A 23,051-nucleotide genomic window follows, 5' to 3' on the forward strand; every position below is an offset into this window, starting at 1 on the left:
CGAGATGGCGTTTTCGGCGCCGCGCCTATGCCAGTCAACGTCTTGAACGCAATTTTAGGACACGTCTCATTGGCGCTTGAGCAGGCGATCCCTAACATGAGCCGCGGCAAATCCCGCAGCCGTTTCCGCTTACGCATCGAGGCTCACGCTCATGGACCTCTTGTTCGCTCTCCAGTTTTTTGCCGCGATGCTGACGCTGATCTGCATCGCGCTCGGCATCATCGTGATGCGCATCGATCCCGCGCCGATGCCGACCGTCGTGCGCATCCACGGCATGCGCCGCAGCAAGTGGCCGTGCGTGGTGACGCGAGCGGGCCTCGTGTGTCTGCTCGCGTCGTTCGCGCTGCTGGTCGCCGGCTGCTATTTGCTGCTGACGATATGAGCGTCGGCGTGTTGCTCGGGCGCATCGGGCTGATAGCCGTCCGTCAGCGTCTTAAGAAACGCGACCACGTCCTTGATCTCTGACTCATCCATTGCTGGCTTGTCGCCCGGCTTGCGATCGAACGGCGGATCGGTATTCAGATTCGCCCAATACTTCTTCGGCAGATCGTCGAACTTTTGCACCTTCCCCTTCACGACCGGATAGAACTTTTCCGGATTCGTATCGCGCTGCGCGTAAAAGCGGACGACGTCTTCGAGCGAGTGATAAATCCCGTTGTGGAAGAACGTCTTGCGCAACGCGACGTTGCGCAGCGTCGGCGTACGGAAGATTCCGCAGTACTCGTCGCGTCCCTTCAGATCCGTACGCTCGGGACCGCACGCGCCCAGATCGTAGAAATGCGAATCGCGATTCGCCGGCAGCGCGCGATTGCGCGGCACGCCGATTGCGATCAGGCCGAAGTCGGTGAACGCGGGCGGCGCGCCGTCGAGTGCGCGCTGGCTCAGGTGACAGCTCGCGCAGTTGCCCTTCTTTTCGTCGTTGAAGAGTTGCAGGCCGTGCATTTCGGCCTTGGTCAGCTGCGCCTTGCCCGCGAGGTATGCGTCGTACTTGCTCGAATACGGGTAGAACAGTTCCGGCGTCTGCTCGAAGACTTCGAGCGCTTGAAGTACGGCCTTGAACGTCGCGTCGTCGCTGTCGAAGACGTGCTGGCCGAACGCGTAGCGGAACTGGTCCGCATATGGCGCGGCCTTCACGGCCGCCGCCACTTTCCGCGGATTGCTGCCCATCTCGAACGACGACGTCAGCGGAAAGCGCGCCTGCGCGTGCGCACTGTTCACGCGGCCGTCCCACATCAGGCCGCCCGTCGGCCCGGCATCGACGCTCTCGTCGCCCTCGTCGTCCGAATCGTGGTAGTGCTCGGTGAACGCCGGCACGTTCTGCAGATACTTGATGTTCGGCGCCGCGCGCAAACCCTGCTGGCGCATGTCGTGGCCGCCGAGTTGCACGGAGAGCGCATTCGGCGGACCGAACGCATGCTGCGGGCTATGACACGATGCGCATGCAAGCTTGCCCGAGCCCGATAGCGACGGATCGAAGAATAGCTGTTTGCCGACAGCCGTCATTTTCCTGACGGACTCGAACACCTGGGCGCGCGTCTGACCGCCTGCCGGCACCGCAGCCGCACTGTCCGCCGACGACACTTTCTGCGTCTGCGCTCCGCTCGCGTTCGCTGCCGCTGCCGCTGCCTTTGTCGACCCGGCCGCGCCGTCCTCCGATGTGCCGCGCGCATCGCACGCCACCAGCATCACCGACAACATCACCGACAGACAAGCCACGCCAATCCATCCGGCGCGCTGCGCGCCTTCCTTCGACAACCACTCTTTTCGAATCCCCGTCACATCGCGCCACATGGTCTTGTTACCTGCTCGTTAAATCGACGGGACGAGCGTATTTCACGGACATGTCGTGTAAATGACATAAAGCCGACGACGCACAGAAAACCACAAGCAAAACAGAAGTTATATGTAAGAAATTAATCGTTCTGTCAAAACCGCTTGCGACACTCTCGCCGCCGGTCCCCTACGCGAGAGAGAGAGAAACCATGAACAAAAAACTGATCTGCGCGACGCCTATTGCGCTCGCCGCAGCTATCGGGCTGTACGCATGCGGTGGTAATTCGGATTCCACACCGACGCTTTCGTCGGTCAAGAACGTCGTGGTTATCTATGCGGAAAACCGCAGCTTCGACAACCTCTACGGCAATTTCCCCGGCGCCAACGGTCTGCAGAACGCGACGGCCGCGAACTCGCGCCAGCTCGACCGCGACGGCTCTGTGCTCGCGACGCTGCCGCAGGTCTGGGGCGGCCTGACGATCGCAGGCGTGACGCCCGTCATCACGCAGGCGATGACGGCGAACCTGCCGAACGCGCCGTTCGCGATCGACGATCCGAACGGCTTCAACGTGCCGCTCAACGTCACGACGCGCGACCTGTATCACCGCTTCTACGAGAACCAGATGCAGATCCACGGCGGCAAGAACGACATGTTCGCCGCGTGGGCCGATTCGGGCGGCCTCGTGATGGGCCACTACACGCCCAACGCCGACAAGCTGCCGCTCTACAAGCTCGCGCAGCAGTACACGCTCGCCGACAACTTCTTCATGGGCGCGTTCGGCGGGTCGTTCCTGAATCACCAGTGGCTGGTCTGCGCGTGCACGCCGTTCTATGCGAACGCGAACACGAGCCCGGCCAAGGGCTCGATCTCGGCAGTCAACGCCGACGGCGTGAGCCTGACGCTCGCATCGACGTCGGCTGCATCGGCGCTGACCGACAAGCCGACCTTCGTCAACTCGGGCAACCTCACACCGGACTTCTACGCGATCAACACGATGCAGCCGCCGTATCAGCCGAGCGGCAACAAGGCGGCGGCCGGCGGCGACGCGACGCTCGCCGATCCCTCCAGCGCGACGACGCTGCCGCCGCAGACCGCGAAGCACATCGGCGACCTGCTGAACAACGCGGGCGTCTCGTGGGCGTGGTACAGCGGCGCATGGGCGCAGGCGCTGAGCGCCGCGCAAAGCGGCACATCGGGCGTGATCTACGGCGCGAACAACAGCGCGCCTAACTTCCAGCCGCATCACCAGCCGTTCAACTACTTCGCCGATCTCGCGCCGGGCACCGACAACCGCGCGAAGCACCTGCTCGACGGCGGCGTGAACGGCGCGGAGTTCATCAAGGCCGTCGACGCCGGCACGCTGCCGCAAGTGACGTTCTACAAACCGCAGGGCAACCTGAACGAGCACGCGGGCTACACCGACGTCGCGCAAGGCGACCAGCACATCGCCGATGTGATTGCGCATCTGCAGAAGAGCCCGCAGTGGAACAACATGGTCGTGATCGTCACGTACGACGAGAACGGCGGCTTCTGGGACCACGTCGCGCCGCCGAAGGGCGACCGCTGGGGTCCGGGTTCGCGGATTCCCGCGATCATCGTGTCGCCGTACGCGAAGAAGGGCTTCGTCGATCATACGCAGTACGACACGACGTCGATCCTGCGCTTCATCACGCATCGCTTCAATCTGCCGGCTCTGCCGGGTCTGACGGCGCGCGACAACGCGCTCGTCGCCAGCGGCGGCCAGGCGATGGGCGACCTGACGAACGCGCTCGACATCAAGAAGTAATCACGCAGGCAGGCCCGTCACCGGTAACGGGCACGCAACAGTCGCGCACTTCTCCACGTTCGGTGCGCAACGCTTCGGGGCAGCTTCGGCTGCCCTTTTTTGTTGACGCTCGCCGCTCGCGATGGACGTGGAGCGCGAAAGGGCGTGAACGTTGGGAGAAGAAGAGGAGTTCGCGCCGGACGGCGCAAGGGCTGGATGGCCCCCCCACGAGGAATCGAACCTCGATTTCAGGTTTAGAAGACCCGTGTTCTATCCGTTGAACTATGGGGAGGCGAAACCAGAATTTTAACCTGGCCAACGACGGCAGGTTGAGCGCCAGACACGCATCGGATGCATCGCGCGACGCGAACGCGATCACGCGCGCACCGGGTAACACGTTGACAAGAGCGCGCTTCGACACGCGGAATACTGCGAACACCACGCCGTCGCCCGGAAACAAAAAGGCCCGGCGTCGCTGCCGGGCCCGCGATTATAACCGATCGTTTTAGCCGATCGTATGCAGCCGTCAGACGGGCTGCGGATGGGTCATGAACCAGCCGAGAAACGCCACGCCCGCGATCACGCAGTACACGCCGAACGACGCCAGCCGCCCGCGCCCTTCGAAATAGCGCATCAGGAAGCGCACGCTCAGATAGGCGGCGATGGCCGTCAGCACGCCGCCGAGCAACGCGTCGGCGAGCTGGCCCGGCGCATGGAAGAGCTTCGGCAGTTCGAGCACGCCCGCCGCGAAGATGATCGGCGTGCCGAGCAGAAACGAGAATTCAGCCGCCTTCTCCGCGGTGAGCCCGGCGCCGTTGCCGGCGATCATCGTCAGGCCGCTGCGCGAAAAACCCGGGATCAGCGCGCCGACCTGCGCAAGGCCGACCAGAAACGCCTGCTTGAAGGTCAGCTTCTCGGGCGGACGATGCGCGCGTGAGCGCTGCAGGCGATCGCCGAGCCACAGCAGGATGCCGTTGACGATCAGCGCGATCGCCACGATCCGCAGATCATGGAAGATGCGTTCGAGCCGCTTTTCGAGCACGAGACCCACCAGACCCGCCGGAATCGTCCCGATGATGAGCGCCCACATCATATGGCCTTCGTCATTGCGGCGGCCCGACAGCGACGCGAAAAAGCCGCCGAAAAGGGCAATCCAGCGATCACGGAAGTACCACAGCAGCGCGAACGCGGTGCCGAGATGCAGCGCGACGAGGAACGGCAGCAGTTGAGGCGCATGCTTGTCGATATGCATGCCGAAGACAGCGGGAACGAGCAGCGTGTGACCAAGACTGCTCACCGGAAACAGTTCCGTGACGCCCTGCAGCACGCTCAAAAAGATCAAAAACGACAGGCTCACTCGTCGGTCCTTTTGAAAGGTTGGGAGGAAAAACAGCACGCCGGAGCAAGGTGTCCGGTGTACGAAGGCGGGTCCGATTATGCCGGTGCGACCTGGTCGCGCCAAGGACAAAAGTTCGCCTTTACGCGAACTTCGCCGCGTCGCAACAATTCCGAAAGGCTTATTACGACGATGAAAGCAAAAAGGCCCGCCTTGATGGCGGGCCCGTGTGCGGAGGCTGCGTGGACCGTCGATTCGTGCCGACGGCTCAACGTGGAATCTCGTCGCCCCGTTTCAGCGTGTAAATTTATAGAAGAAATAAATCGTACTGCCCGTGAACATGCCGAACAGTGCCACGCTCATTGCCATTGCGAGATCCATCGCCCCTCCCAAAAACCGAGTGTTCGCAATTGACGGCTGCCCGTCGCTGTACACATTATTGATTGCGCCGACTGTGCGGTAACACCCGCAATTTCCCCAGAAGGGTTTCCCCGTAGCCCAAAGGGGCGCAAAATCGGCGTTCGCCGCGCCGCTGCGCCGGAACCGTGCACGCCGACTTCTTCTCAACCGCTTTCTATCGCCCATTGCCATGCCTCAATTCCAGCAACAGGACATCATCGAGATCGCCAGCGACGGCTCCCTGCTCCGCTTCGCGCCGCAGGCGGGCGGCCGCCTGCTGTCGTGGGACATCGACGGCCAGTCGGTGATTTTCTGGCCCGAGCGCGCGGACTGGAGCCAGCCCGCGCGCGTGCGCGGCGGCAATCCGCTGCTCTTTCCGTTTCTCGGGCGGCATTTCGTCGACGGCCAGATCGGCCGCTGGAAGGACGAGCAAGGCACCGTGCGCGATCTGCCCATGCACGGCTTCGCGCGCGATCTGCCGTTCGAGGCGATAGTCGACGACACCGCCCGCTCGATCAGCATGACGCTGACCGACAGCGATGCGACGCGTGCGGGCTATCCGTTCAGCTTCCGCTTCGAGGCGAAGTACACGCTCGTCGACGCACACACGCTCGACGTCGATTTCGTCACGACCAACACGGGCGCCGCCGGCAGCGCGCCGCTGCCCTATTACGCCGGCCACCACTTCTACTTCACGCTGCCGCATACGCAGCGCGGCGAGACGGTGCTCGAACTGCCGCGCACAGTGCGCCGGCATCAGGAGCCGGACGGCTCGCTCAGCGCGGGCGAAGCGGGCCAGCCGGACTACCGGCTCGACGATCCGGGCATTCTGGACCGCTTCCATTGCCTCGACGGCGCGCCTGACCACCTCGTGCGCGTGGTCGCACTCGGCCTGAACCGCAGCATCACGATCGATCTGCGGCGCCCCGGCTCGGTGCCCTGGTTCGCCGTCACGACGTGGACCGAAAAGCCCGAATCGGATTTCTTCTGCGTCGAACCGTGGCTGGGTCTGCCCGATGCGATCCACAATCATCAGGGCCTGCGCTGGCTCGAGCCGGGCGACACGGAAACGGCTGCGCTGCGTATCGTCGTCGGCACACTGCCCTGAGCGCGTCACGCCGCGCGCGGCCCGTTCTTCGCGCCGCGCTGCGGCCGAAAACGCGGCATGCGTTGCAAACCCGTTAGAATTGGGCGTTTTTGCATCCGCCGCGTGATCGGGATCGCGCGCGGTGGCGTCTTGCGAGGTCCAATGTTGACAACAAGAATCCGACGGCTGGTCTGCGTGTCGATGATCGCAGCACTGGCCGCATGCGGCTCGGCCCCCGTGGGTCCGGGCTATTATCGCGTCGAACGGGGCGACACGCTGTACAAGATCGCGCGCAGTAACCGCACGTCGGTACAGAGCATCGCACGCTGGAACAACCTGTCGAACCCCGACTCGCTCGAGGTCGGCCAGGTGCTGCGCGTCGCGCCGCCGCCCGGAACGGCAACGGCAAGCACGAGCCCGGCAGGTTCGGCAAAGAGCAGTGGCAGCGCGGCGGCTTCGTCGGGCTCGTCATCGTCATCGACGCGCAGCGCCGCCGCCGAGACACCCTCGACACCCGCGTCGTCGATCTCGCTGATCTGGCCGACGAGCGGCAATGTCATCCGCAGCTTCGACGGAACGAACTCGAAGGGCATCGACATCGCGAACGTCGCGGGCACGCCCGTGTTCGCCGCGGCGGGCGGCACGGTGGTCTATGCGAGCAATGGTCTGCGCGGCTACGGCAACCTGCTGATCATCAAGCACAACGCCGACTATCTGACGGCGTACGCGCACAATCGCACGCTGCTCGTGAAGGAAGGCGAGACGGTGCAGCAAGGCCAGAAGGTCGCCGAGATGGGCGACTCCGACAACGACCGCGTGATGCTGCATTTCGAGCTTCGCTACGACGGCCGTTCGATCGATCCGACGCGCTCGCTGCCGCCGCGCTGAGCATGCCGACGGCTTGCTCGCGACGCCGCGCATGAGGCGTTGCGTGCAGCATGCGGCTCGCGTGCGACACAGAGCACAGGCGAGGGCCACCGGTACAGGCCGTGGCAACGACGCGCAATCGCGCACACCGAGCAAGGGAACCCGACGGCCCTCGCGCGGCTCCATCAGTCAGTCAGGCATGCGGGCACGTTCGTTGCCACGCGTGCCGGCACTACGCGAATGCGCGCAACGATACAGAGAGGACATTCCGATGAAAAACGCCCTTGCGGCAATTCGTGCGGCGGCGGCCAGCGCCGCGATCGTCGCGCTGGCCGGCCTCGCGGGCTGCGCCAGCTCCGGCTCGACGACGCTCACCTATCTGCCGAACGGCGACACCGGCTTCGCGATCAACTGCAGCGGCAGCGACGCGAGCCAGAACTGGGGCGAATGCTACAGGCGCGCCGGCGAAACGTGCGGCGCGTATGGCTACGACGTGATCTCGAAGGACGTCGACAATGGCGCCACGGCGGGCGGCTCGCTCGGCGGCGTGCTCGGCGCGAACGTGAAGAACCGTTCGATGGTGGTTCGCTGCAAGCGTTAGCGGCTAGCGCCCCAGCTATCGGCCATTATTGTCGTCTGATGTTTATCGCGTATGGCAAAAAAAGGCCCGGCGCAAAGGCCGGGCAAACGGGGGTTCGGCGCATATCGGCAAAGGACCGGTTCACCATGCGCCGAAACGAAATCTAGCAACGCGCCTATAGCCACGCAATCGATTAATTGTGCGAATAATGTGAGTCGGCGCACGGTTTGAAGTCGAACTGAATGACGCGGCACTCAGTTTGGAAACCGAATCAACTCGATTCTTTTAGTCGGATGGTTAGTGCGCGCAATAGCCGATTGCCCGCAAACCCACGCATAGCGTGCCTTTCAGAAGTTCATAGAAATAGCGCGTGCGAATCGGCTGACACTGGCACATTGAGCGGATTCACGCATTTCACTTCGATGATGACATGCGCGAAACTTGGTGCGCCAACGCACCCTTCCGCTGCGATTCTTTGCGGGATTTTTGTCAGATTTATCGAATGAAGATCGAGTGTCATTCGGCCATTTACGACGTTTATCGGAGCGGTATTAAAGCGCAAACGTTCGGCGATTAATCGGCTCATTGACGTCGTGGTTCGGGCATCGCGGAACTGGCTTCGATATTGCGCCGCGGCGCTTCACGACGGCAAAGAAAAGCCGCGCGGCCAAAAGGCCGCTCGTCGCCTATGGTTTATAGTTACGCCCGCCCGTGTCGGCGCTCGCCGCCCGCACGCCCCAGTCACACCATGCTGTTCAACGATCGCCATGACTTCCTCCGATACGCCACAAAGCCCGCTCTACCAGAAACTGCTCGGTGAAACCGCGAAGATCGGCTGGACGGAACTCGAACGCTTCTTTGCGCGCGGCATGCTGTTGCGCGTCGCGCGCGATCTCGATCTCGTGAGCGTCGCCGAGGCGATCGCCAACGACGATACGACGCAGGTCACGCAATGGCTGTCGGCGGGCCTTGTCGAGCGCGTGCAGTCGAAGACGGCCGCCGACTTCGCCGCACGCGATCCGGACCTGTGGGCCGTTGTCGTATCGCCGTGGGTCTGCGTGCAGGAGCGCGGTTGAACGGTCGCGCGAACGATCGCGCCGAAGACCCGGCCGCGCTGGACCCTCCGTCCACATCCGAGGTGCCCGTGCGCTGGCATCGGCGCGTACTGACGCTCGCGTTTCCGATCGTCCTCGCCAATCTGACCCAGCCGATTCTCGGCGCCGTCGATACCGCCGTCGCCGGGCATCTGGACAGCGCGTCGTACCTCGGCGGCGTGGCCCTCGGTGGACTCTTCTTCAACTTCGTGTTCTGGGGATTCGGCTTTCTGCGCATGGGCACGACGGGGCTCGTCGCGCAGTCGTTCGGCGCCGACGATCAGGCCGGCCTGCGCATGAACATCGTGCGCGCGCTGCTGCTCGCATTCGCGATCGGCGCGGTCGTGCTGGCCTTGCAGGTTCCGCTGATCGACTTCGCGGTGCGCGCGATCGGCGGCAGCGATGAAGTGCAGCGCCATGCGCGCACCTACTGTCACGCGCGCATCTGGGCCGCGCCGCTTGCGCTCGCGAACTATGTCGTGCTCGGCTGGCTGCTTGGCACGCAGCGCGTGCGCGTCGCGCTCGTCACGCAGGTGTTCATCAACTCCGTGAACATCGTCGCCGTGCTGCTGTACGTGTATGCGTTCCATTGGGACGTCGCGGGCATCGGCGCGGCGACCGCGACAGCCGACGCGCTCGGCTTCGCGTTCGGCGCCGTGCTGCTGTGGCAGATGCGTCCGCGCGGCCTGCCGCCGCTCCAGCGCGCGGCGCTGCTCGATCGCGATGCGTTGACGCGCATGGTCGCGATCAACCGCGATATCTTCGTGCGCACGATGTGTCTGCTCGGTACATTCGGCTGGTTCGCGCATCTCGGCGCGCGGCAAGGCGACGCCACGCTCGCCGCGAACGCGCTGCTGCTCAACTTTCAGACCTTCATGGCGTATGGGCTCGACGGCTTCGCGCACGCGGCCGAGGCGCTCGTCGGCGCGGCGATCGGCGCGCGCAATCGCGATGCGTTCCGCCATGCCGTCAAGGCGACGATGCTCTGGTCGGCGCTCGGCGCGCTGTGCTTCGCGATCGTCTATTGGGCGGCGGGAGCATGGATCGTCGAAGGACTCACCGATCAGCCCGCCGTACGCGCGACCGCGCAAGCCTTCCTGCCATGGACCGCGCTTTCGCCCGTCGTTTCGGTGTGGGGCTTTCTGCTCGACGGCGTGTTCATCGGCGCGACGCGCACGCGCGATCTGATGACGTCGATGATCGTGTCGCTGGGCGTGTTCCTCGCGGCGTCATGGGCGCTCGTCGGCCCATACGGAAATCATGGGCTCTGGGCCGCGCTGCTGCTCTTCATGGCCGCTCGTGGCCTCACGCTGGCACGCTTGCTGCCGCGTCTCGCGCGTGACGTCGGGCCGGACGCAACTGGCCGTCACGGCTGAGCGGCGTTTGTCTCGTGCCGAAGCAAATCGCGCCCGGAGCGCGCGCTTCATTTCGGGGCGACGGGTGCGTCGATCATCGCGGGCGGGCGATCGTCGGTCGGTACGCCGTGATAGTCGGCCGGGTCCTTCGGCGGCACGCGATGATGAATGGTCGGATCGTCGGCGCACGCCGACAGGGCGAACAGCGAAAACAGCGAGGCAGCCAGCAGGAAGCGCTTCATAAACATGTCGAACGGGTGTGAGCATCGACGAATGACGTTGGGGCCACGAGTCTACCTGCAAAGCGCATTGTGCGTCGCATAAGCGGTCTTCATCCGCGTTGCGCCAACTGGCGGCGGTTGTCCTACTATGTAGCATGGTTGCAGTCGCCGAAGGAGACAGCCATGGATGCTGAATCGATCGCAGGCCTGATTGGACTCGCCGTGGGATTGCTGGTGCTCGTCGCACTGTCGGTTTTCGAATCGCGCACCTATCGCCGCGAACATCACGGCGAAGGGATGATGCACCACTGGCTCGCCGAGCATCACGTCTTCGACAAGATGCGCCGCAGACACTGAGTCCTACGCGCCGCGCTTGCGGCGCGCGTTTTTTGTTCGCCTGAACTTTCGCCGGGCACTGTGCCTCGTCGTAACCGACGCACAGCGCCTGCATGCGCGTTCCCGCGTTTGCCGGGCGCGGCGTTTATGCGCGTTCAACGCGCGCTTTCCTCTCGCGTTCCGCCCCTTCCCTCCCGTCGTCTCCACTACTCGCCGGGCATATGCCTTGCTGATTTGTAAGCCATGAAACGCGCATCGTGCGCGTTCGACAATCGGCCCGGCGGCCGCGCGTCGTCATGCTGCTCGCGCGCGCGTCGAACGGTCTCCGTGGCCCGGCCATATAAGGAGAGATAACATGACCCTCGGAACCATTCTGTTGATCGTGGTGATCCTGCTCTTGATCAGCGCCCTCCCAAGCTGGCCCTATAGCCGAGAATGGGGCTACCGTCCGACGGGGCTCGTCGGCGTGGTGCTGATCGTCGTCATCGTGCTGCTGTTGATGGGGCAGATATGACCGCCATGCGAGAGCAATCGATGCGAAGTGGTCCGTCGCCCTGTCGGTCGCCTGGTCCGCGATGCTCCAAGTCGGTTCGTTGCGGCCGAGATTGACGCGCGATCATTAATACAGATACAATCTCTGGCTCGCGTCGGAGCGTAGCGCAGCCTGGTAGCGCATCTGATTTGGGATCAGAGGGTCGTAGGTTCGAATCCTATCGCTCCGACCACCAATAAGCTGTCGATAAACCCGTGGCACCTTTGGTGCCACGGGTTTTTTCTTTTCAGCGTCGTCTGCGCGCGACGTTCGAAGCCGCCCACGGCCGCCAACCGCATCCCCGAATACGTCCGTCGACACAGCGTCCGTCGACAAAACAAAACTCCCCTCACCGCGCGTTGTCCATACTGTCGATATCAGCCGATACGAGCCCTGGAGACATCGCAATGAACCTGATCCTCTGGCGTCACGCCGAAGCCGAAGACGTCGCGTCGAGCGACCTCGCCCGCCAGTTGACGGCACGCGGCCGCAAGCAGTCGCAGGCGTCCGCTAAATGGCTGCGCGCGCACCTTCCCGACGATGCCGTCATTCTCTCGAGCCCCGCCACGCGCACGGTGCAGACGGCTGAATCGCTGACTGACCAATACCGCGTCGTGCGCGAGATCGCACCGGACGCCAGCGCCACCGATGTCCTCACGGCCGCCGGCTGGCCTGACGGCATTGCGCCGACAGTCGTGGTCGTCGGCCATCAGCCGACACTCGGCCATATCGTCGCGCGCCTGCTCGCCGATAGCGGCGCGAGCTGGTCGATCAAGAAATCGGCGATCTGGTGGATAGAAAGTCGCAACCGCGGCAACGACGAACAGGCGGTCCTGCGCGCGGTGATCGGCCCCGATTTTCTGTGATCCGCGCCGCGTGGCGGAAAAACAGCGAATGACCGTCGAAGGCGCCGCGAAAGCGTCGGCCTTACGACACGTCATCGAATCGTCATAGCATTGCCACGTGAGCGTCACCGGGCATTACTACATTGGCGTCGAAGCGAATTTCACATTTTCGACCAGGAACGCCAATGCGAGAACTGCCGACGCCAACCCTGCCCTTCGCATCGATCCTCGAGCCGCGGCGCCGCCTGCCGCGCACGGAAGAAACGGTCACTGCCCAGCATCGTCTGCAAGTGTCGTGGGCGCGCACCGACGAGGAGCTTCGTGAAGCACAGCGTCTGCGTTACCGCGTCTTCGCCGAGGAAATGGGCGCGCGCCTGTCCGGTCCCGCCGGCCTCGACGTCGATTCGTTCGACGCTTACTGCGATCACCTGCTTGTCCGCGATCTCGACACGCTCAAGGTGGTCGGCACCTACCGCGTGCTGCCGCCGCACCAGGCGGCGCGCGTCGGCCGCCTGTATGCGGAGGGCGAGTTCGACATCTCGCGCCTCACGCACTTGCGCTCGAAGATGGTCGAAGTGGGGCGCTCGTGCGTGCATCCCGACTATCGCAGCGGCTCGGTGATCATGTCGCTGTGGGCGGGGCTCGGCTCATATATGCAGCACAACGGGTACGAAACGATGCTCGGCTGCGCGAGCGTCGCGATGGCCGACGGCGGCCACTACGCGGCGAACCTGTACGCGTCGCTGCAAGACGACGTGCTGACCGCGCCGGAATATCGCGCGTTCCCGCACACGCCGCTGCCCGTCGACGAATTGCAGACGGGCGCGAAGGTCGCACCGCCGCCGCTCGTCAAAGGCTATCTGCGCCTTGGCGCGAAGATCTGCGGCGCACCGGCCTGGGACCCCGACTTCAACACAGCCGACTTCCTGACGCTGTTCCGCCTGTCGGAAATCAACGCGCGCTACGCCCGCCACTTTCTCGGCGACGCGCTGCCGCGCTAAGCGTCTTCGCGAACGCATTGCGCGGTTCGCGCCGCGCGATGCGCAACCATGCGGCCATCGCACCACGTTCGCAGCATCGAAGCGACACATTGAAGCGAAAAACAAAAAAGCCCGGCATCGACGGGCTTTCCTCTTTGCAGCACGAGATGCGATGCACTCACGCAACTTCCACATCGAAAGCGCGTGCCGCCTGAGCGATCAATCGTCCGTATAGACGACGCGATACGGCGTGCGAATCTTCTCCCACTCCGCCGCTTCCTGGATCAGGCTGTAGTCGGTCAGCGGATTGTTCGCGACCCACGAATTGGGCAGGCGCACTTCGTAGCCGCCGTTCGCTTGCGTGACGTGTATCTCCGGCAAGCCGGCGTCTGCGCGGCGACGGCAAAACAGCGCCGCGAGCCGCAGACAGAACAGCAGCTTCCATTCGAGATCGCGCGTCTGCGCGAGCTTGCCGAGCTTGCCCGCATGACCGACGACGAGTGCCGCAAGGCGTGCCTGATCCGTGCGCGAGAAGCCCGGCATGTCCGCGTTGCTCGCGATATACGCGGAATGCTTGTGATACGCGCTGTGCGAAATCGACAGCCCGATTTCATGCAATGCCGCGGCCCAGCCGAGGAACATCCGGTTTTCTTCGCGTACTTCCGCGTCGGGCTCGTCGAGCTGATCGTAGAAGTTCACAGCGAGTTCGCCGATACGGCTCGCCTGCGCGCGATCGATGCCGTAGCGCCGCATGAAGCCTTCGACCGTGATCGTGCGCATGTCCTGATGCTGCGAGCGGCCGAGCAGGTCATACAGCACGCCCAGGCGCAATGCGCCGTCCGTCGTATCCACGTAGTCGACGCCGAGCTCGTCGAACACGGCGATCATGATCGAGAGGCCGCCCGCGAGCACGGGCACGCGATCTGGCTTCAGCGCGACGAGCTTGAGCCGGTTGACGTTCTCCGCCTTGATCAACGCACGCTTCAGGCGCTCGAGGCCGCCGCGCGAAATGCCGTGCGTGATGCCCGGATCGTTGAAGCCGTTCGCTTCGACCAGCTCAGCGAGCGCGCGCGCCGTGCCCGACGAACCGATGCCCTGGTCCCAGCCCGTCGCCTTGTAGTCCGCCGAGATGATCTGGATTTCGCGCGAGGCCGCGAGCTCGGCCTGACGCATCGTGTATTCGTCGACGTTGCCCGACGGGAAGAACTGCCGGCTATGGCTCACGCAGCCGATATACAGGCTCTCCATCCTGATCGGCGTGTAGTGCGAACCGATGATGAATTCCGTCGAGCCTCCACCGATATCGACAACGAGCCGCTTGCCCGCGCTCGCCGGCACCGAATGCGCGGCGCCCGCGTAAATAAGGCGCGCTTCTTCGCGGCCTGCAATGACTTCGATGGGGAAACCGAGCGCCGCTTCCGCTTCGCCGAGAAATTCCGGTGCATTCTTCGCGACGCGCAGCGTATTGGTCGCGACGGCGCGCACATGATCGGGATGGAAATCGCGCAGACGCTCGCCGAAGCGCTTGAGCGCATCCCAGCCACGCACCTGCGAAGCACGGTCCAGCATTTTCTCGCGCGACAGTCCGGCTCCGAGCCGCACCGGTTCGCGCAGCGCGTCCACCTGGTAGATCTGGCTGCCCGCATCGGTTTCTTCGACGCGGCCCACGATCAGGCGAAAGCTGTTCGAGCCGAGATCGACGGCGGCGAGGAGTGGCGGAGTATTGACCATCGGAAAGGGGGACCTCATGCGCGCGGATGCTGCGCCCGTGACGGGCACATTTGTCACCGCGTTGTTCAAAGTCGCCATTTTAAGCGTACTGGACATCGCGCTGTCACCTCCGCCATTGTCGTGCGCTATCGTCACATATAGTTACGTCATATTTACGACACGCGGAGTCAAAAGCGTAAAATTGCGAAAAACCTCAATTCACGCACCTGTCATCATACTGTGAGAATTTCCGAGCGTCCTTTCGAGTCACCTCCCGATCTCTCATTCTCACCGCCGATGTCCAACCGCTACCCTCTTTTGAATCGCGAGCTGGGCATTCTGGGGTTCAACGAACGTGTGCTCGCACAGGCTGCGGACCCTGCTGTACCTCTCCTCGAGCGCTTGCGCTTCATCTGCATCACCAGCAGCAACCTCGATGAATTCTTCGAAGTCCGCATGGCCGGCCTTCAGGAACAGATGCGCGACAACCCCGGCGCGCTATCGCCCGACGGCATGTCGCTGCAGCATGTGTACGACCTCGTCGTCGAGCGTGCGCAGAAGCTGGTGCATCGTCAGTACACGATGCTGCAGGACACCGTGCTGCCCGCGCTCGAAGACGAAGGCATCTACTTTCACGGCACGGAAGCATGGAACGAAGCGCAGACGCAATGGGCGCGCAACTACTTCTTCGATGAACTGCTGCCCGTCCTGACGCCGATCGGCCTCGATCCCGCGCACCCTTTCCCGCGCGTGCTGAACAAGAGCCTGAATTTCGTCGTCGAGCTGGAAGGCAAGGACGCGTTCGGCCGCCAGGCCGTGATGGGCATCGTACAGGCGCCGCGCGCGCTGCCGCGCCTCGTGCGCATGCCGCAGGAACTGTCCGGCTATCCGCATGGCTTCGTGCTCCTCAGCTCGCTGCTGCAACGCTTTGTCGGCGAACTGTTTCCGAATCTGGTCGTGCGCAGCTGCAACCAGTTCCGCATCACGCGCAACAGCGAACTGTTCGTCGACGAAGACGAAATCACGAACCTGCGGGTCGCGCTGCAGGGCGAACTGCCCGCGCGCCATCTGGGCAATGCGGTGCGGCTCGAAGTATCGGCGGAAACGCCCGCGCATCTCGTGCGGCGCCTGCTCGACGAAAGCGGCCTCACGCAGAAGGACTGCTATTACGTCGATGGCCCCGTGAATCTCGTGCGTCTGATGCAATTGCCCGAGATGGTCGACCGGCCCGATCTGAAGTTCGTGCCGCACATTCCCGCCACACCGCCGCAGATCGCTAACAGCGCGAGCCTCTTCGACGTGATCGATCAGGGCGACGTGCTGCTGCATCATCCGTACGAGAGCTTCCAGCCGGTGCTCGAATTGCTGCTGCAGGCCGCGAAGGACCCGAACGTCGTCGCAATCAAGCAGACCATCTATCGCACGGGCACCGATTCGCCGCTGATGGACGCGCTGATGCAGGCCGCGCGCAACGGCAAGGAAGTGACGGTGGTCGTCGAGCTGCTCGCGCGCTTCGATGAAGAGACGAACATCAACTGGGCGTCGCAGCTCGAAGCAGTGGGTGCGCACGTCGTGTACGGCGTGGTCGGCCACAAGTGCCACGCGAAGATGATGCTGATCGTGCGGCGCGTGTCGGAAGGCGGCAAGTCGATCCTGAAGCGCTACGCGCATCTGGGCACGGGTAACTATCATCCGCGCACGGCACGGCTCTATACCGACTTCGGCCTGATGACGGCCGATCAGAATATCTGCGAAGACGTGCATCATGTGTTTCAGCAACTGACGGGCATCGGCGGCGAGCTGCCGCTGCATGAGCTGTGGCAGTCGCCGTTCACGCTGCATCCCAAACTCGTCGACGCGATTCGCGCCGAGGCCGAGCATGCGCGAGCCGGCAAGCGCGCGCGAATCGTCGCGAAGATGAATGCGCTGCTGGAGCCGACCGTCATCGCGGAACTGTACGAGGCCTCGCAAGCGGGCGTGAAGATCGATCTGATCGTGCGCGGCGTATGCTCGCTGCAGCCGGGCGTCGAAGGGCTGTCGGAGAACATCACGGTGCGCTCGATCGTCGGCCGATTTCTCGAGCATCACCGCATCTTCTACTTCCACGACGACGGCCGCGAACAGGTCTATCTGTCGAGCGCCGACTGGATGGACCGCAACTTCTTCCGCCGCGTCGAAGTCGCGTTCCCGGTCAACAACCGGCGCCTGAAACGCCGCGTGATCGCGGAAGGCCTGTCGGCATTCCTCGGCGACAACCAGGCCGCGTGGCTGATGCAAAGCGACGGCCACTATCGCCGGCGCCGTCCGGGCAAGTCGTCGCGCAATGCGCAGATGAGTCTGTTGACGAAGTTCTGTTCGTAAGCGCCGCGTTCCGCGATCGGGCGGACGTGCAAAAAAGGCCCGCAAATGCGGGCTTTTTCGTTTCACCTGGTCGTGTTGCGCCTGAACGTTCTGCTGAGTCTCAGGCGGCCGTCGTATGCAGCAGCGCCGTGCGAGCGGCCGGAAAGCGCACCGTGAACGTGCTGCCGCGCCCTTCTTCGCTCTTTACTTCGAGCTGCGCGTCGTGCCGTTGCAGCACGTGCTTGACGATTGCGAGTCCGAGGCCCGTGCCGCCCGTGTCGCGCGAACGGCTGCGATCGACGCGATAGAAGCGCTCCGTCAAACGCGGAATATCCGCAGCGGGAATGCCGAGGCCGCTGTCGGCGACGATGAACGTCGCCTGTCCGCCTTGCACGCGCCAGCTCACATTGATCGAGCCGCCATCGGGCGTATAGCGGATCGCATTCGTGACGAGATTGCCGAACGCGCTGAGAATTTCCGTTTCGACGCCCGTGACCGTGAGCGCTTCGTCGGCATCGAACGAGATCCGATGGCGTCCCGCCGACAGGCTTTCCGCATCTTCCTGCAGATGCCTGACCACCGCGCGCATATCGACCATCTGGTTGCTCGGCGGCTTGTTGTCGCCTTCGAGCGTCGCGAGCACGAGCAGATCGCTGACGATGTGCTGCATCCGCTGCGCCTGTTGCATCATCAGGTCGAGGTAGCGCGCGCGTTCATCGTCGTCGAGCGGAATATCGCGCATCGTTTCGAGAAAACCGGCGAGCACCGTCAACGGCGTTTTCAGTTCGTGCGACACGTTTGCGACGAAATCGCGGCGCATCGCGTCGGTGCGCTCGAGCTCGGTGATGTCCTGCGACAGCACGAGCTTGCGGTTCTCGCCATACGGGAACACCTGCACGGAGAGCACGTTCTGCCGCTTGTCGCCCATCCCGCGCATGATCAGCATCTCTTCGTATTGATGCGAGTTCAGGTAGCGGACAAAGTCGGGATGACGCACGAGATGCGTGATGTGCTGACGCAAGTCGCGTTTCGCGTCGAGGCCGAAGTGCTGCTCGGAGATCGCGTTGCACCACTCGATCTGATCGTGATCGTCGAGCATCGCGACGCCGTTCGGCGATGCCTGGATCGCCTGAATGAAACGCGAGTGCTGCTGCTCGACCTGGCGCACCTGCGCATGCCAGCGCTTCGCGAGCTTGTGCAGCCGGTAGTAGATTTCGCCCCAGATGCCCGGCGCGCTCGGCACCTCGCCATAGACGGGCGCATCGAGTAGCCGCCACAGACGCTGCTTGTGGAACGTGCTGAAAATGCCCTGCGCGAGCAGCGCGATCACAGCGAGGCTCAGCGCCGCCTTCGTGTTGACGAATACGCCGACCGCCACGCACAGAACAGCGAGGAGCACGAGCGATACCAGGGAGCGCGCCCAGATGATGTTCATGTGTTCCTGCGACGTTAGAGACCAGACCTTGAGACATCTGAGACAACAAAGCGCGCTGCGGTGAGGCCTCGCAGCGCGCTTCGTATTACCGACCAGTTTACCTTAGGCGCTCTTGGCCAGACGATAGCCGCTGCCACGCACCGTCTCGATCATCGCATCGCAACCCGCGGGCTTGAGCGCCGCGCGCAGCCGCTTGATATGCACATCGACCGTGCGCTCTTCGACGAACACGTGATCGCCCCACACCTGGTCGAGCAATTGCGTGCGGCTGTGCACGCGTTCCGGATGCGTCATGAAGAAATGCAGCAGGCGGAATTCCGTCGGACCGAGATCAAGCTTGATCTCGTTGCCTTCCGCATGCGCGGCGACGCGGTGCGTTGCGGGGTCGAGCTTCAGGCCGTTGATCGCGACGACGTCTTCCGTCAGTTGCGGCGCGCGACGGCGCAGCACCGCCTTGATGCGCGCCATCAGCTCCTTCGGCGAAAACGGCTTCGTGACGTAATCGTCGGCGCCGATCTCGAGGCCGAGCACCTTGTCCTGCTCGTCGCCGCGCGCGGTCAGCATGATGATCGGGATGTGCTTCGTGCGCTCGTTGTTGCGCAGGTCGCGCGCGAACGCGATGCCCGATTTACCCGGCAGCATCCAGTCGAGCAGCACGAGGTCGGGAAGCACATCGCTGATCAGGTTCTGCGCCTGTTCGGCGTTGTACGCACGAATCGGACAATGGCCCGCATGTTGCAAGTTGACCGAGATCAGCTCGGAAATCGCGGGTTCATCTTCGATAACGAGAATACTGCTGGGCATCGGCGCCTCTTGATAAACGTAATGCTATGGGAACGGTTGGCCGGATTCGATCGATTGCGTATCAAGGGCGCATCAGCTGAGCGCTTCGCGCTCGAGCGCGTCACGGCCCTTGTGCCGCACGTCGGTGCCCTTCACGACGTAGATGATGAACTCGGCGATGTTCTTTGCGTGGTCGCCGATCCGCTCGATCGCCTTCGCGATGAAGAGGAAATCGAGGCCCACGGAAATCAGCCGCGGATCTTCCGTCATGTACGAAATCAGCTTGCGGACGAAACCGCGGAATTCCTCGTCGATCGCCTTGTCGTCGCGCACGATCTGCGCGGCGGCCACGGTGTCGAGGCGCGCAAACGCGTCGAGCGCGCGGCGCAGGATGCTCACGGCCATCTCGCCCGACAGCTTGATTTCGGCGATGTTGATCGTGCGCGCCGCGCCATCTTCCGCGAGGCGCTTCGTGCGCTTCGCGATCTTTTCGGCCTCGTCGCCGGCGCGCTCGAGATTCGTGATCGTCTTCGAGATCGCCATCAGCAGGCGCAGGTCGCGTGCCGCCGGCTGACGGCGCGCGATGATGTTGCTGCACTCTTCGTCGATCTCGACTTCCATCGTGTTCAGGCGGTCTTCGGCTGCGATCACCTGGTCGGCGATGCCCGTGTCGAAATCGTTCAACGCGTTCATCGCGGCGACGATCTGCGCCTCGACGAGGCCGCCCATTTCGAGCACCTTCGAGGACACCAGATTCAGGTCTGCGTCGAACTGGCTGGACAGGTGTTTATCCGTCATGTCGTACTCCCTAAGCTCGTGCGCCGTGCGCTTAGCCGAAGCGGCCCGTGATGTAGTCTTCCGTTTCCTTGCGGACGGGCTTGATGAAGATCTTCTCGGTGTCGCCGAATTCGATCAGCTCGCCGAGGTACATATATGCAGTGTAATCCGAGCAACGCGCGGCCTGCTGCATGTTGTGCGTGACGATCACCACCGTATAGTCGCTCTTCAGTTCGGCGATCAGCTCTTCGATGCGGCCCGTCGAAATCGGGTCGAGCGCCGAGCACGGTTCGTCGAGCAACAGCACTTCCGGACGGATCGCAATGCCGCGCGCAATGCACAGGCGCTGCTGCTGGCCGCCCGACAGGCCGTAGCCGCTCTGGCCGAGCTTGTCCTTCACTTCGTTCCACAGCGCGGCCTTCGTCAGCGCCCACTCGACGCGGTCGTCCATCTCCGAGCGCGACAGCGTTTCGAACATCTTCACGCCGAATGCGATGTTGTCGTAGATCGACATCGGGAACGGCGTCGGCTTCTGGAACACCATGCCGATGCGCGCGCGCAAGAGCGAGATGTCGCGCTTCGACGCAAGCAGGTTTTCGCCGTCCATCAGGATTTCGCCTTCGGCGCGCTGCTCCGGATAGAGCGCGTACATCTTGTTGAACGTGCGCAGCAGCGTGGACTTGCCGCAGCCCGACGGGCCGATGAACGCCGTCACCTTGCCTTCGGGAATCTGCAGGTTGATGTTCTTCAGCGCGTGATACTTGCCGTAGAAGAAGTTCAGGTTGTTGACTTCGATTTTCGGTTGCGCGGGCGCTGCCGCGTGGCCGCTCTGGGCCGGGTCGAAACCAGCGGGTGACGCCGGGCGCTCGATGGGATTCAGGTGACTTTCTGCCATGTTCATCGGATCGCTCCGCCCTTACTTGTTCGAAAAGATCGTACGCGCGAGGATGTTGAGTCCCAACACCCCGAGCGTGATCAGGAATACGCCAGCCCACGCGAGCGACTGCCACTGCGCAAACGGGCTCATCGCGAACTTGAAGATCGTGACCGGCAGGTTCGCAACCGGCTGATTCATGTCCACAGAGAAGAATTGGTTCGACAGCGCCGTGAAGAGCAGCGGTGCCGTCTCGCCGGCGATACGCGCGACGGCGAGCAGCACGCCCGTGACGATACCCGCCACCGACGCCTTCAGCGTGATCGACAGCACCATCTTCCACTTCGGCGTGCCTAGCGCGAAGGCCGCTTCACGCAGTGCGTTCGGCACGAGCTTCAGCATGTTCTCGGTCGTGCGGATCACGATGGGAATCTGCAGCAGCGCCAGCGAGATCACGCCCGCCCAGCCGCTGAAGTGGCCCATCTTCGCGACGACGAGCGCATACACGAACAGACCGACGACGATCGACGGCGCCGACAGCAGAATGTCGTTGATGAAGCGCGTGATGCTCGCGAGCCAGCCCTTCTGGCCGTATTCGGCGAGATACACGCCCGCCATGATGCCGATCGGCGTGCCGACGAACGTCGCGAGCAGGACGAGCAGCAGGCTGCCGACGATCGCGTTCGCGAGACCGCCGCCGTCCGTGTTCGGCGGGGGCGTCGATTGCGTGAAGAGCTCGACGGACAGGCCGCCGATGCCCAGACGCAGCGTCGTGTAAAGAATCCACACGAGCCAGATGATGCCGAAGGCCATCGCCGCGAGCGACAGCGTCAGCGCGACCACATTGGTCGCCTTGCGGCGTCTTTGCAACCTGGTGCGCATCGCTTCGAGCGCTGCGCTGTCGGTGCTGCCCGGCATGTTCAACGAGGACTGGGTCATTTCGCGCCCTCCCCTTTCTCGAGGCGAAGCAGCATGATTTTCGAAATCGCCAGCACGATGAAGGTAATCACAAACAGGATCAGGCCGAGTTCCATCAGCGCCGCCGTATGGAGCCCAGGACTCGCTTCCGCGAATTCGTTCGCAAGCGCCGACGTGATGCTGTTACCCGGCGAAAACAGCGAAACGTTGTCGAGCAGGTTCGTATTGCCGATCACGAACGTGACGGCCATCGTCTCGCCGAGCGCGCGGCCGAGGCCGAGCATCACGCCGCCGATCACACCCGTCTTCGTGAACGGCAGGACGATCCTCCACATCACTTCCCACGTCGTGCAGCCGATGCCGTATGCCGATTCCTTCAGCAGCACGGGCGTGACTTCGAACACGTCGCGCATCACCGAAGCGATGTACGGAATGACCATGATCGCGAGAATGACGCCCGCGCACAGGATGCCGATGCCGATCGGCGCGCCTTTGAAGAGGGCCCCGATGACGGGCATGCCGGAGAGCAGCGAGCCGAGCGGCTTTTCGAACCACGTCGCGAAGATCGGCGCAAAGACGAGCAGACCCCACATGCCATAGACGATGGACGGAATCGCGGCGAGCAGTTCGATCGCGATGCCGAGCGGCCGACGCAGCCAGGCAGGCGACAGCTCAGTCAGAAAGAGCGCGATGCCGAAGCTCACAGGCACCGCGATGATAAGGGCGATGATCGACGTCGCAATCGTGCCGTAGATGGGCACCAGCGCGCCGAACTGCTCCGAGGGTGGATCCCAGTCTGCCGTCCACAGGAAGGCGAGACCGAATTTCTGGATGGTCGGCATCGAAGCGACGATCAGCGACACGATAATGCCGCCGAGCAGCAGTAACGTGACGATGGCGGAAAGCCGCGCGAGGCCGCCGAAAATAATGTCGCCGGCACGGCTGGGCGCCTTTTGCGCCGTGCTGCCGGGCGGAGTCGACCGGGCCGCGTCAGAAGAGAGAGGGAGGTCGGACATGGGAGCTGATAAACCTGTTTCCGCGTT

General features: G+C 63.4%; 23 protein-coding genes and 2 tRNA genes. 13 read left to right on the plus strand and 12 right to left on the minus strand.

Going from position 1 to position 23,051, the window contains the following annotated elements; translation table 11 throughout:
• The first annotated feature begins 151 nt into the window (after positions 1–151).
• Positions 152–382, plus strand: a complete 231-nt coding sequence (locus GCT13_RS08845; RefSeq protein ID WP_152757031.1) for a hypothetical protein — start codon at positions 152–154, stop codon at positions 380–382.
• On the opposite strand, the gene GCT13_RS08850 is transcribed toward GCT13_RS08845, so the two are convergent.
• On the minus strand, positions 361–1,791 hold the full coding sequence (locus GCT13_RS08850; protein ID WP_152757033.1) for a cytochrome-c peroxidase: 1,431 nt from the start codon (positions 1,789–1,791) through the stop codon (positions 361–363). The two genes, GCT13_RS08845 and GCT13_RS08850, sit on opposite strands and share 22 nt — an antisense overlap.
• Before the next feature lie 191 nt (positions 1,792–1,982).
• On the opposite strand from GCT13_RS08850, the gene GCT13_RS08855 reads away from it, so the two are divergent.
• Entirely contained in the window at positions 1,983–3,560 is a 1,578-nt protein-coding gene (locus GCT13_RS08855; protein ID WP_152757035.1) for an acid phosphatase, read from the plus strand.
• A gap of 196 nt (positions 3,561–3,756) precedes the next feature.
• Here the strand turns inward: GCT13_RS08855 and GCT13_RS08860 are convergent.
• From GCT13_RS08860 to GCT13_RS08870, 3 genes are all read right to left on the minus strand, one after another.
• A tRNA-Arg gene (locus GCT13_RS08860) sits at positions 3,757–3,831 on the minus strand.
• A gap of 234 nt (positions 3,832–4,065) precedes the next feature.
• On the minus strand, positions 4,066–4,896 hold the full coding sequence (locus GCT13_RS08865) for an undecaprenyl-diphosphate phosphatase (protein WP_321574259.1): 831 nt from the start codon (positions 4,894–4,896) through the stop codon (positions 4,066–4,068).
• A gap of 273 nt (positions 4,897–5,169) precedes the next feature.
• Complete coding sequence (locus GCT13_RS08870; protein WP_152757037.1) at positions 5,170–5,466, minus strand: hypothetical protein; 297 nt, start codon at positions 5,464–5,466, stop codon at positions 5,170–5,172.
• On the opposite strand from GCT13_RS08870, the gene GCT13_RS08875 reads away from it, so the two are divergent.
• The 5 genes from GCT13_RS08875 (at position 5,465) to GCT13_RS08895 (ending at position 10,278) form a co-directional block, all read left to right on the plus strand.
• Positions 5,465–6,382 carry an aldose epimerase family protein gene (locus GCT13_RS08875; protein WP_152757045.1) on the plus strand — a complete coding sequence of 306 codons (918 nt, stop codon included), beginning with the start codon at positions 5,465–5,467 and terminating at the stop codon, positions 6,380–6,382. The two genes, GCT13_RS08870 and GCT13_RS08875, sit on opposite strands and share 2 nt — an antisense overlap.
• Positions 6,383–6,523: 141 nt before the next feature.
• The gene (locus GCT13_RS08880) at positions 6,524–7,249 is read left to right on the plus strand and encodes a peptidoglycan DD-metalloendopeptidase family protein (RefSeq protein ID WP_193727615.1); all 726 of its coding nucleotides are present in this window, start codon (positions 6,524–6,526) and stop codon (positions 7,247–7,249) included.
• 250 nt (positions 7,250–7,499) lie between these two features.
• Complete coding sequence (locus GCT13_RS08885) at positions 7,500–7,829, plus strand: hypothetical protein (protein ID WP_152757047.1); 330 nt, start codon at positions 7,500–7,502, stop codon at positions 7,827–7,829.
• A gap of 746 nt (positions 7,830–8,575) precedes the next feature.
• Positions 8,576–8,884: a DUF2288 domain-containing protein gene (locus tag GCT13_RS08890; RefSeq protein WP_152757049.1), complete on the plus strand. Its 309-nt coding sequence runs from the start codon at positions 8,576–8,578 to the stop codon at positions 8,882–8,884.
• Positions 8,885–8,922: 38 nt separating this feature from the next.
• Positions 8,923–10,278, plus strand: a complete 1,356-nt coding sequence (locus GCT13_RS08895; RefSeq protein ID WP_227746771.1) for an MATE family efflux transporter — start codon at positions 8,923–8,925, stop codon at positions 10,276–10,278.
• A 47-nt stretch (positions 10,279–10,325) separates the two neighbouring features.
• Here GCT13_RS08895 and GCT13_RS48255 read toward each other — a convergent pair whose 3' ends face one another.
• Entirely contained in the window at positions 10,326–10,499 is a 174-nt protein-coding gene (locus GCT13_RS48255; protein WP_193727617.1) for a YajG family lipoprotein, read from the minus strand.
• 162 nt (positions 10,500–10,661) lie between these two features.
• Between GCT13_RS48255 and GCT13_RS48260 the strand changes: the two genes are divergently transcribed.
• The 5 genes from GCT13_RS48260 to GCT13_RS08915 all read left to right on the plus strand — a co-directional run bounded on the left by GCT13_RS48260 (position 10,662) and on the right by GCT13_RS08915 (position 13,192).
• Entirely contained in the window at positions 10,662–10,835 is a 174-nt protein-coding gene (locus GCT13_RS48260; RefSeq protein WP_162849234.1) for a hypothetical protein, read from the plus strand.
• 334 nt (positions 10,836–11,169) lie between these two features.
• Entirely contained in the window at positions 11,170–11,328 is a 159-nt protein-coding gene (locus GCT13_RS08900; RefSeq protein ID WP_152757054.1) for a DUF3309 family protein, read from the plus strand.
• 134 nt (positions 11,329–11,462) lie between these two features.
• A tRNA-Pro gene (locus tag GCT13_RS08905) sits at positions 11,463–11,539 on the plus strand.
• 214 nt (positions 11,540–11,753) lie between these two features.
• On the plus strand, positions 11,754–12,212 hold the full coding sequence (locus GCT13_RS08910) for a SixA phosphatase family protein (RefSeq protein WP_152757056.1): 459 nt from the start codon (positions 11,754–11,756) through the stop codon (positions 12,210–12,212).
• 164 nt (positions 12,213–12,376) lie between these two features.
• The gene (locus tag GCT13_RS08915; protein ID WP_152757059.1) at positions 12,377–13,192 is read left to right on the plus strand and encodes a GNAT family N-acetyltransferase; all 816 of its coding nucleotides are present in this window, start codon (positions 12,377–12,379) and stop codon (positions 13,190–13,192) included.
• A gap of 198 nt (positions 13,193–13,390) precedes the next feature.
• On the opposite strand, the gene ppx is transcribed toward GCT13_RS08915, so the two are convergent.
• A complete protein-coding gene (gene ppx / locus GCT13_RS08920; RefSeq protein ID WP_227746772.1) occupies positions 13,391–14,980 on the minus strand; it encodes an exopolyphosphatase in 1,590 nt (529 codons plus the stop codon).
• A 198-nt stretch (positions 14,981–15,178) separates the two neighbouring features.
• On the opposite strand from ppx, the gene ppk1 reads away from it, so the two are divergent.
• Entirely contained in the window at positions 15,179–17,242 is a 2,064-nt protein-coding gene (ppk1, locus tag GCT13_RS08925; protein ID WP_152757062.1) for a polyphosphate kinase 1, read from the plus strand.
• Positions 17,243–17,342: 100 nt separating this feature from the next.
• Here ppk1 and phoR read toward each other — a convergent pair whose 3' ends face one another.
• The 6 genes from phoR to pstC all read right to left on the minus strand — a co-directional run bounded on the left by phoR (position 17,343) and on the right by pstC (position 23,024).
• Complete coding sequence (gene phoR / locus GCT13_RS08930; protein WP_152757064.1) at positions 17,343–18,656, minus strand: phosphate regulon sensor histidine kinase PhoR; 1,314 nt, start codon at positions 18,654–18,656, stop codon at positions 17,343–17,345.
• Between the two features lie 102 nt (positions 18,657–18,758).
• Entirely contained in the window at positions 18,759–19,460 is a 702-nt protein-coding gene (gene phoB, locus GCT13_RS08935; protein WP_007748110.1) for a phosphate regulon transcriptional regulator PhoB, read from the minus strand.
• A 72-nt stretch (positions 19,461–19,532) separates the two neighbouring features.
• On the minus strand, positions 19,533–20,237 hold the full coding sequence (gene phoU / locus GCT13_RS08940) for a phosphate signaling complex protein PhoU (protein WP_152757066.1): 705 nt from the start codon (positions 20,235–20,237) through the stop codon (positions 19,533–19,535).
• A 31-nt stretch (positions 20,238–20,268) separates the two neighbouring features.
• Positions 20,269–21,117, minus strand: coding sequence for a phosphate ABC transporter ATP-binding protein PstB (pstB, locus tag GCT13_RS08945; protein ID WP_152757068.1), 849 nt, complete (start codon positions 21,115–21,117; stop codon positions 20,269–20,271).
• Between the two features lie 15 nt (positions 21,118–21,132).
• Positions 21,133–22,029, minus strand: coding sequence for a phosphate ABC transporter permease PstA (gene pstA, locus GCT13_RS08950; RefSeq protein WP_152757070.1), 897 nt, complete (start codon positions 22,027–22,029; stop codon positions 21,133–21,135).
• Complete coding sequence (gene pstC, locus GCT13_RS08955) at positions 22,026–23,024, minus strand: phosphate ABC transporter permease PstC (protein ID WP_152757072.1); 999 nt, start codon at positions 23,022–23,024, stop codon at positions 22,026–22,028. The genes pstA and pstC overlap by 4 nt, the downstream gene beginning before the upstream one ends.
• Between the last annotated feature and the right edge of the window lie 27 nt (positions 23,025–23,051).

The organism is Paraburkholderia franconis (genome assembly GCF_009362735.1).
Taxonomy (GTDB): Bacteria; Pseudomonadota; Gammaproteobacteria; order Burkholderiales; family Burkholderiaceae; genus Paraburkholderia; species Paraburkholderia franconis.

Bases quoted from the DNA above. Each gene is read 5' to 3' on its own strand.
- GCT13_RS08845 (WP_152757031.1), top strand. From the start codon at position 152: ATGGACCTCTTGTTCGCTCTCCAGTTTTTTGCCGCGATGCTGACGCTG.
- GCT13_RS08850 (WP_152757033.1), bottom strand. From the start codon at position 1,791: ATGTGGCGCGATGTGACGGGGATTCGAAAAGAGTGGTTGTCGAAGGAA.
- GCT13_RS08855 (WP_152757035.1), top strand. From the start codon at position 1,983: ATGAACAAAAAACTGATCTGCGCGACGCCTATTGCGCTCGCCGCAGCT.
- GCT13_RS08875 (WP_152757045.1), top strand. From the start codon at position 5,465: ATGCCTCAATTCCAGCAACAGGACATCATCGAGATCGCCAGCGACGGC.
- GCT13_RS08870 (WP_152757037.1), bottom strand. From the start codon at position 5,466: ATGGCAATGGGCGATAGAAAGCGGTTGAGAAGAAGTCGGCGTGCACGG.
- GCT13_RS08880 (WP_193727615.1), top strand. From the start codon at position 6,524: ATGTTGACAACAAGAATCCGACGGCTGGTCTGCGTGTCGATGATCGCA.
- GCT13_RS08885 (WP_152757047.1), top strand. From the start codon at position 7,500: ATGAAAAACGCCCTTGCGGCAATTCGTGCGGCGGCGGCCAGCGCCGCG.
- GCT13_RS08890 (WP_152757049.1), top strand. From the start codon at position 8,576: ATGACTTCCTCCGATACGCCACAAAGCCCGCTCTACCAGAAACTGCTC.
- GCT13_RS48255 (WP_193727617.1), bottom strand. From the start codon at position 10,499: ATGAAGCGCTTCCTGCTGGCTGCCTCGCTGTTTTCGCTGTTCGCCCTG.
- GCT13_RS48260 (WP_162849234.1), top strand. From the start codon at position 10,662: ATGGATGCTGAATCGATCGCAGGCCTGATTGGACTCGCCGTGGGATTG.
- GCT13_RS08900 (WP_152757054.1), top strand. From the start codon at position 11,170: ATGACCCTCGGAACCATTCTGTTGATCGTGGTGATCCTGCTCTTGATC.
- GCT13_RS08910 (WP_152757056.1), top strand. From the start codon at position 11,754: ATGAACCTGATCCTCTGGCGTCACGCCGAAGCCGAAGACGTCGCGTCG.
- GCT13_RS08915 (WP_152757059.1), top strand. From the start codon at position 12,377: ATGCGAGAACTGCCGACGCCAACCCTGCCCTTCGCATCGATCCTCGAG.
- ppx (WP_227746772.1), bottom strand. From the start codon at position 14,980: ATGGCGACTTTGAACAACGCGGTGACAAATGTGCCCGTCACGGGCGCA.
- ppk1 (WP_152757062.1), top strand. From the start codon at position 15,179: ATGTCCAACCGCTACCCTCTTTTGAATCGCGAGCTGGGCATTCTGGGG.
- phoR (WP_152757064.1), bottom strand. From the start codon at position 18,656: ATGAACATCATCTGGGCGCGCTCCCTGGTATCGCTCGTGCTCCTCGCT.
- phoB (WP_007748110.1), bottom strand. From the start codon at position 19,460: ATGCCCAGCAGTATTCTCGTTATCGAAGATGAACCCGCGATTTCCGAG.
- phoU (WP_152757066.1), bottom strand. From the start codon at position 20,237: ATGACGGATAAACACCTGTCCAGCCAGTTCGACGCAGACCTGAATCTG.
- pstB (WP_152757068.1), bottom strand. From the start codon at position 21,117: ATGAACATGGCAGAAAGTCACCTGAATCCCATCGAGCGCCCGGCGTCA.
- pstA (WP_152757070.1), bottom strand. From the start codon at position 22,029: ATGACCCAGTCCTCGTTGAACATGCCGGGCAGCACCGACAGCGCAGCG.
- pstC (WP_152757072.1), bottom strand. From the start codon at position 23,024: ATGTCCGACCTCCCTCTCTCTTCTGACGCGGCCCGGTCGACTCCGCCC.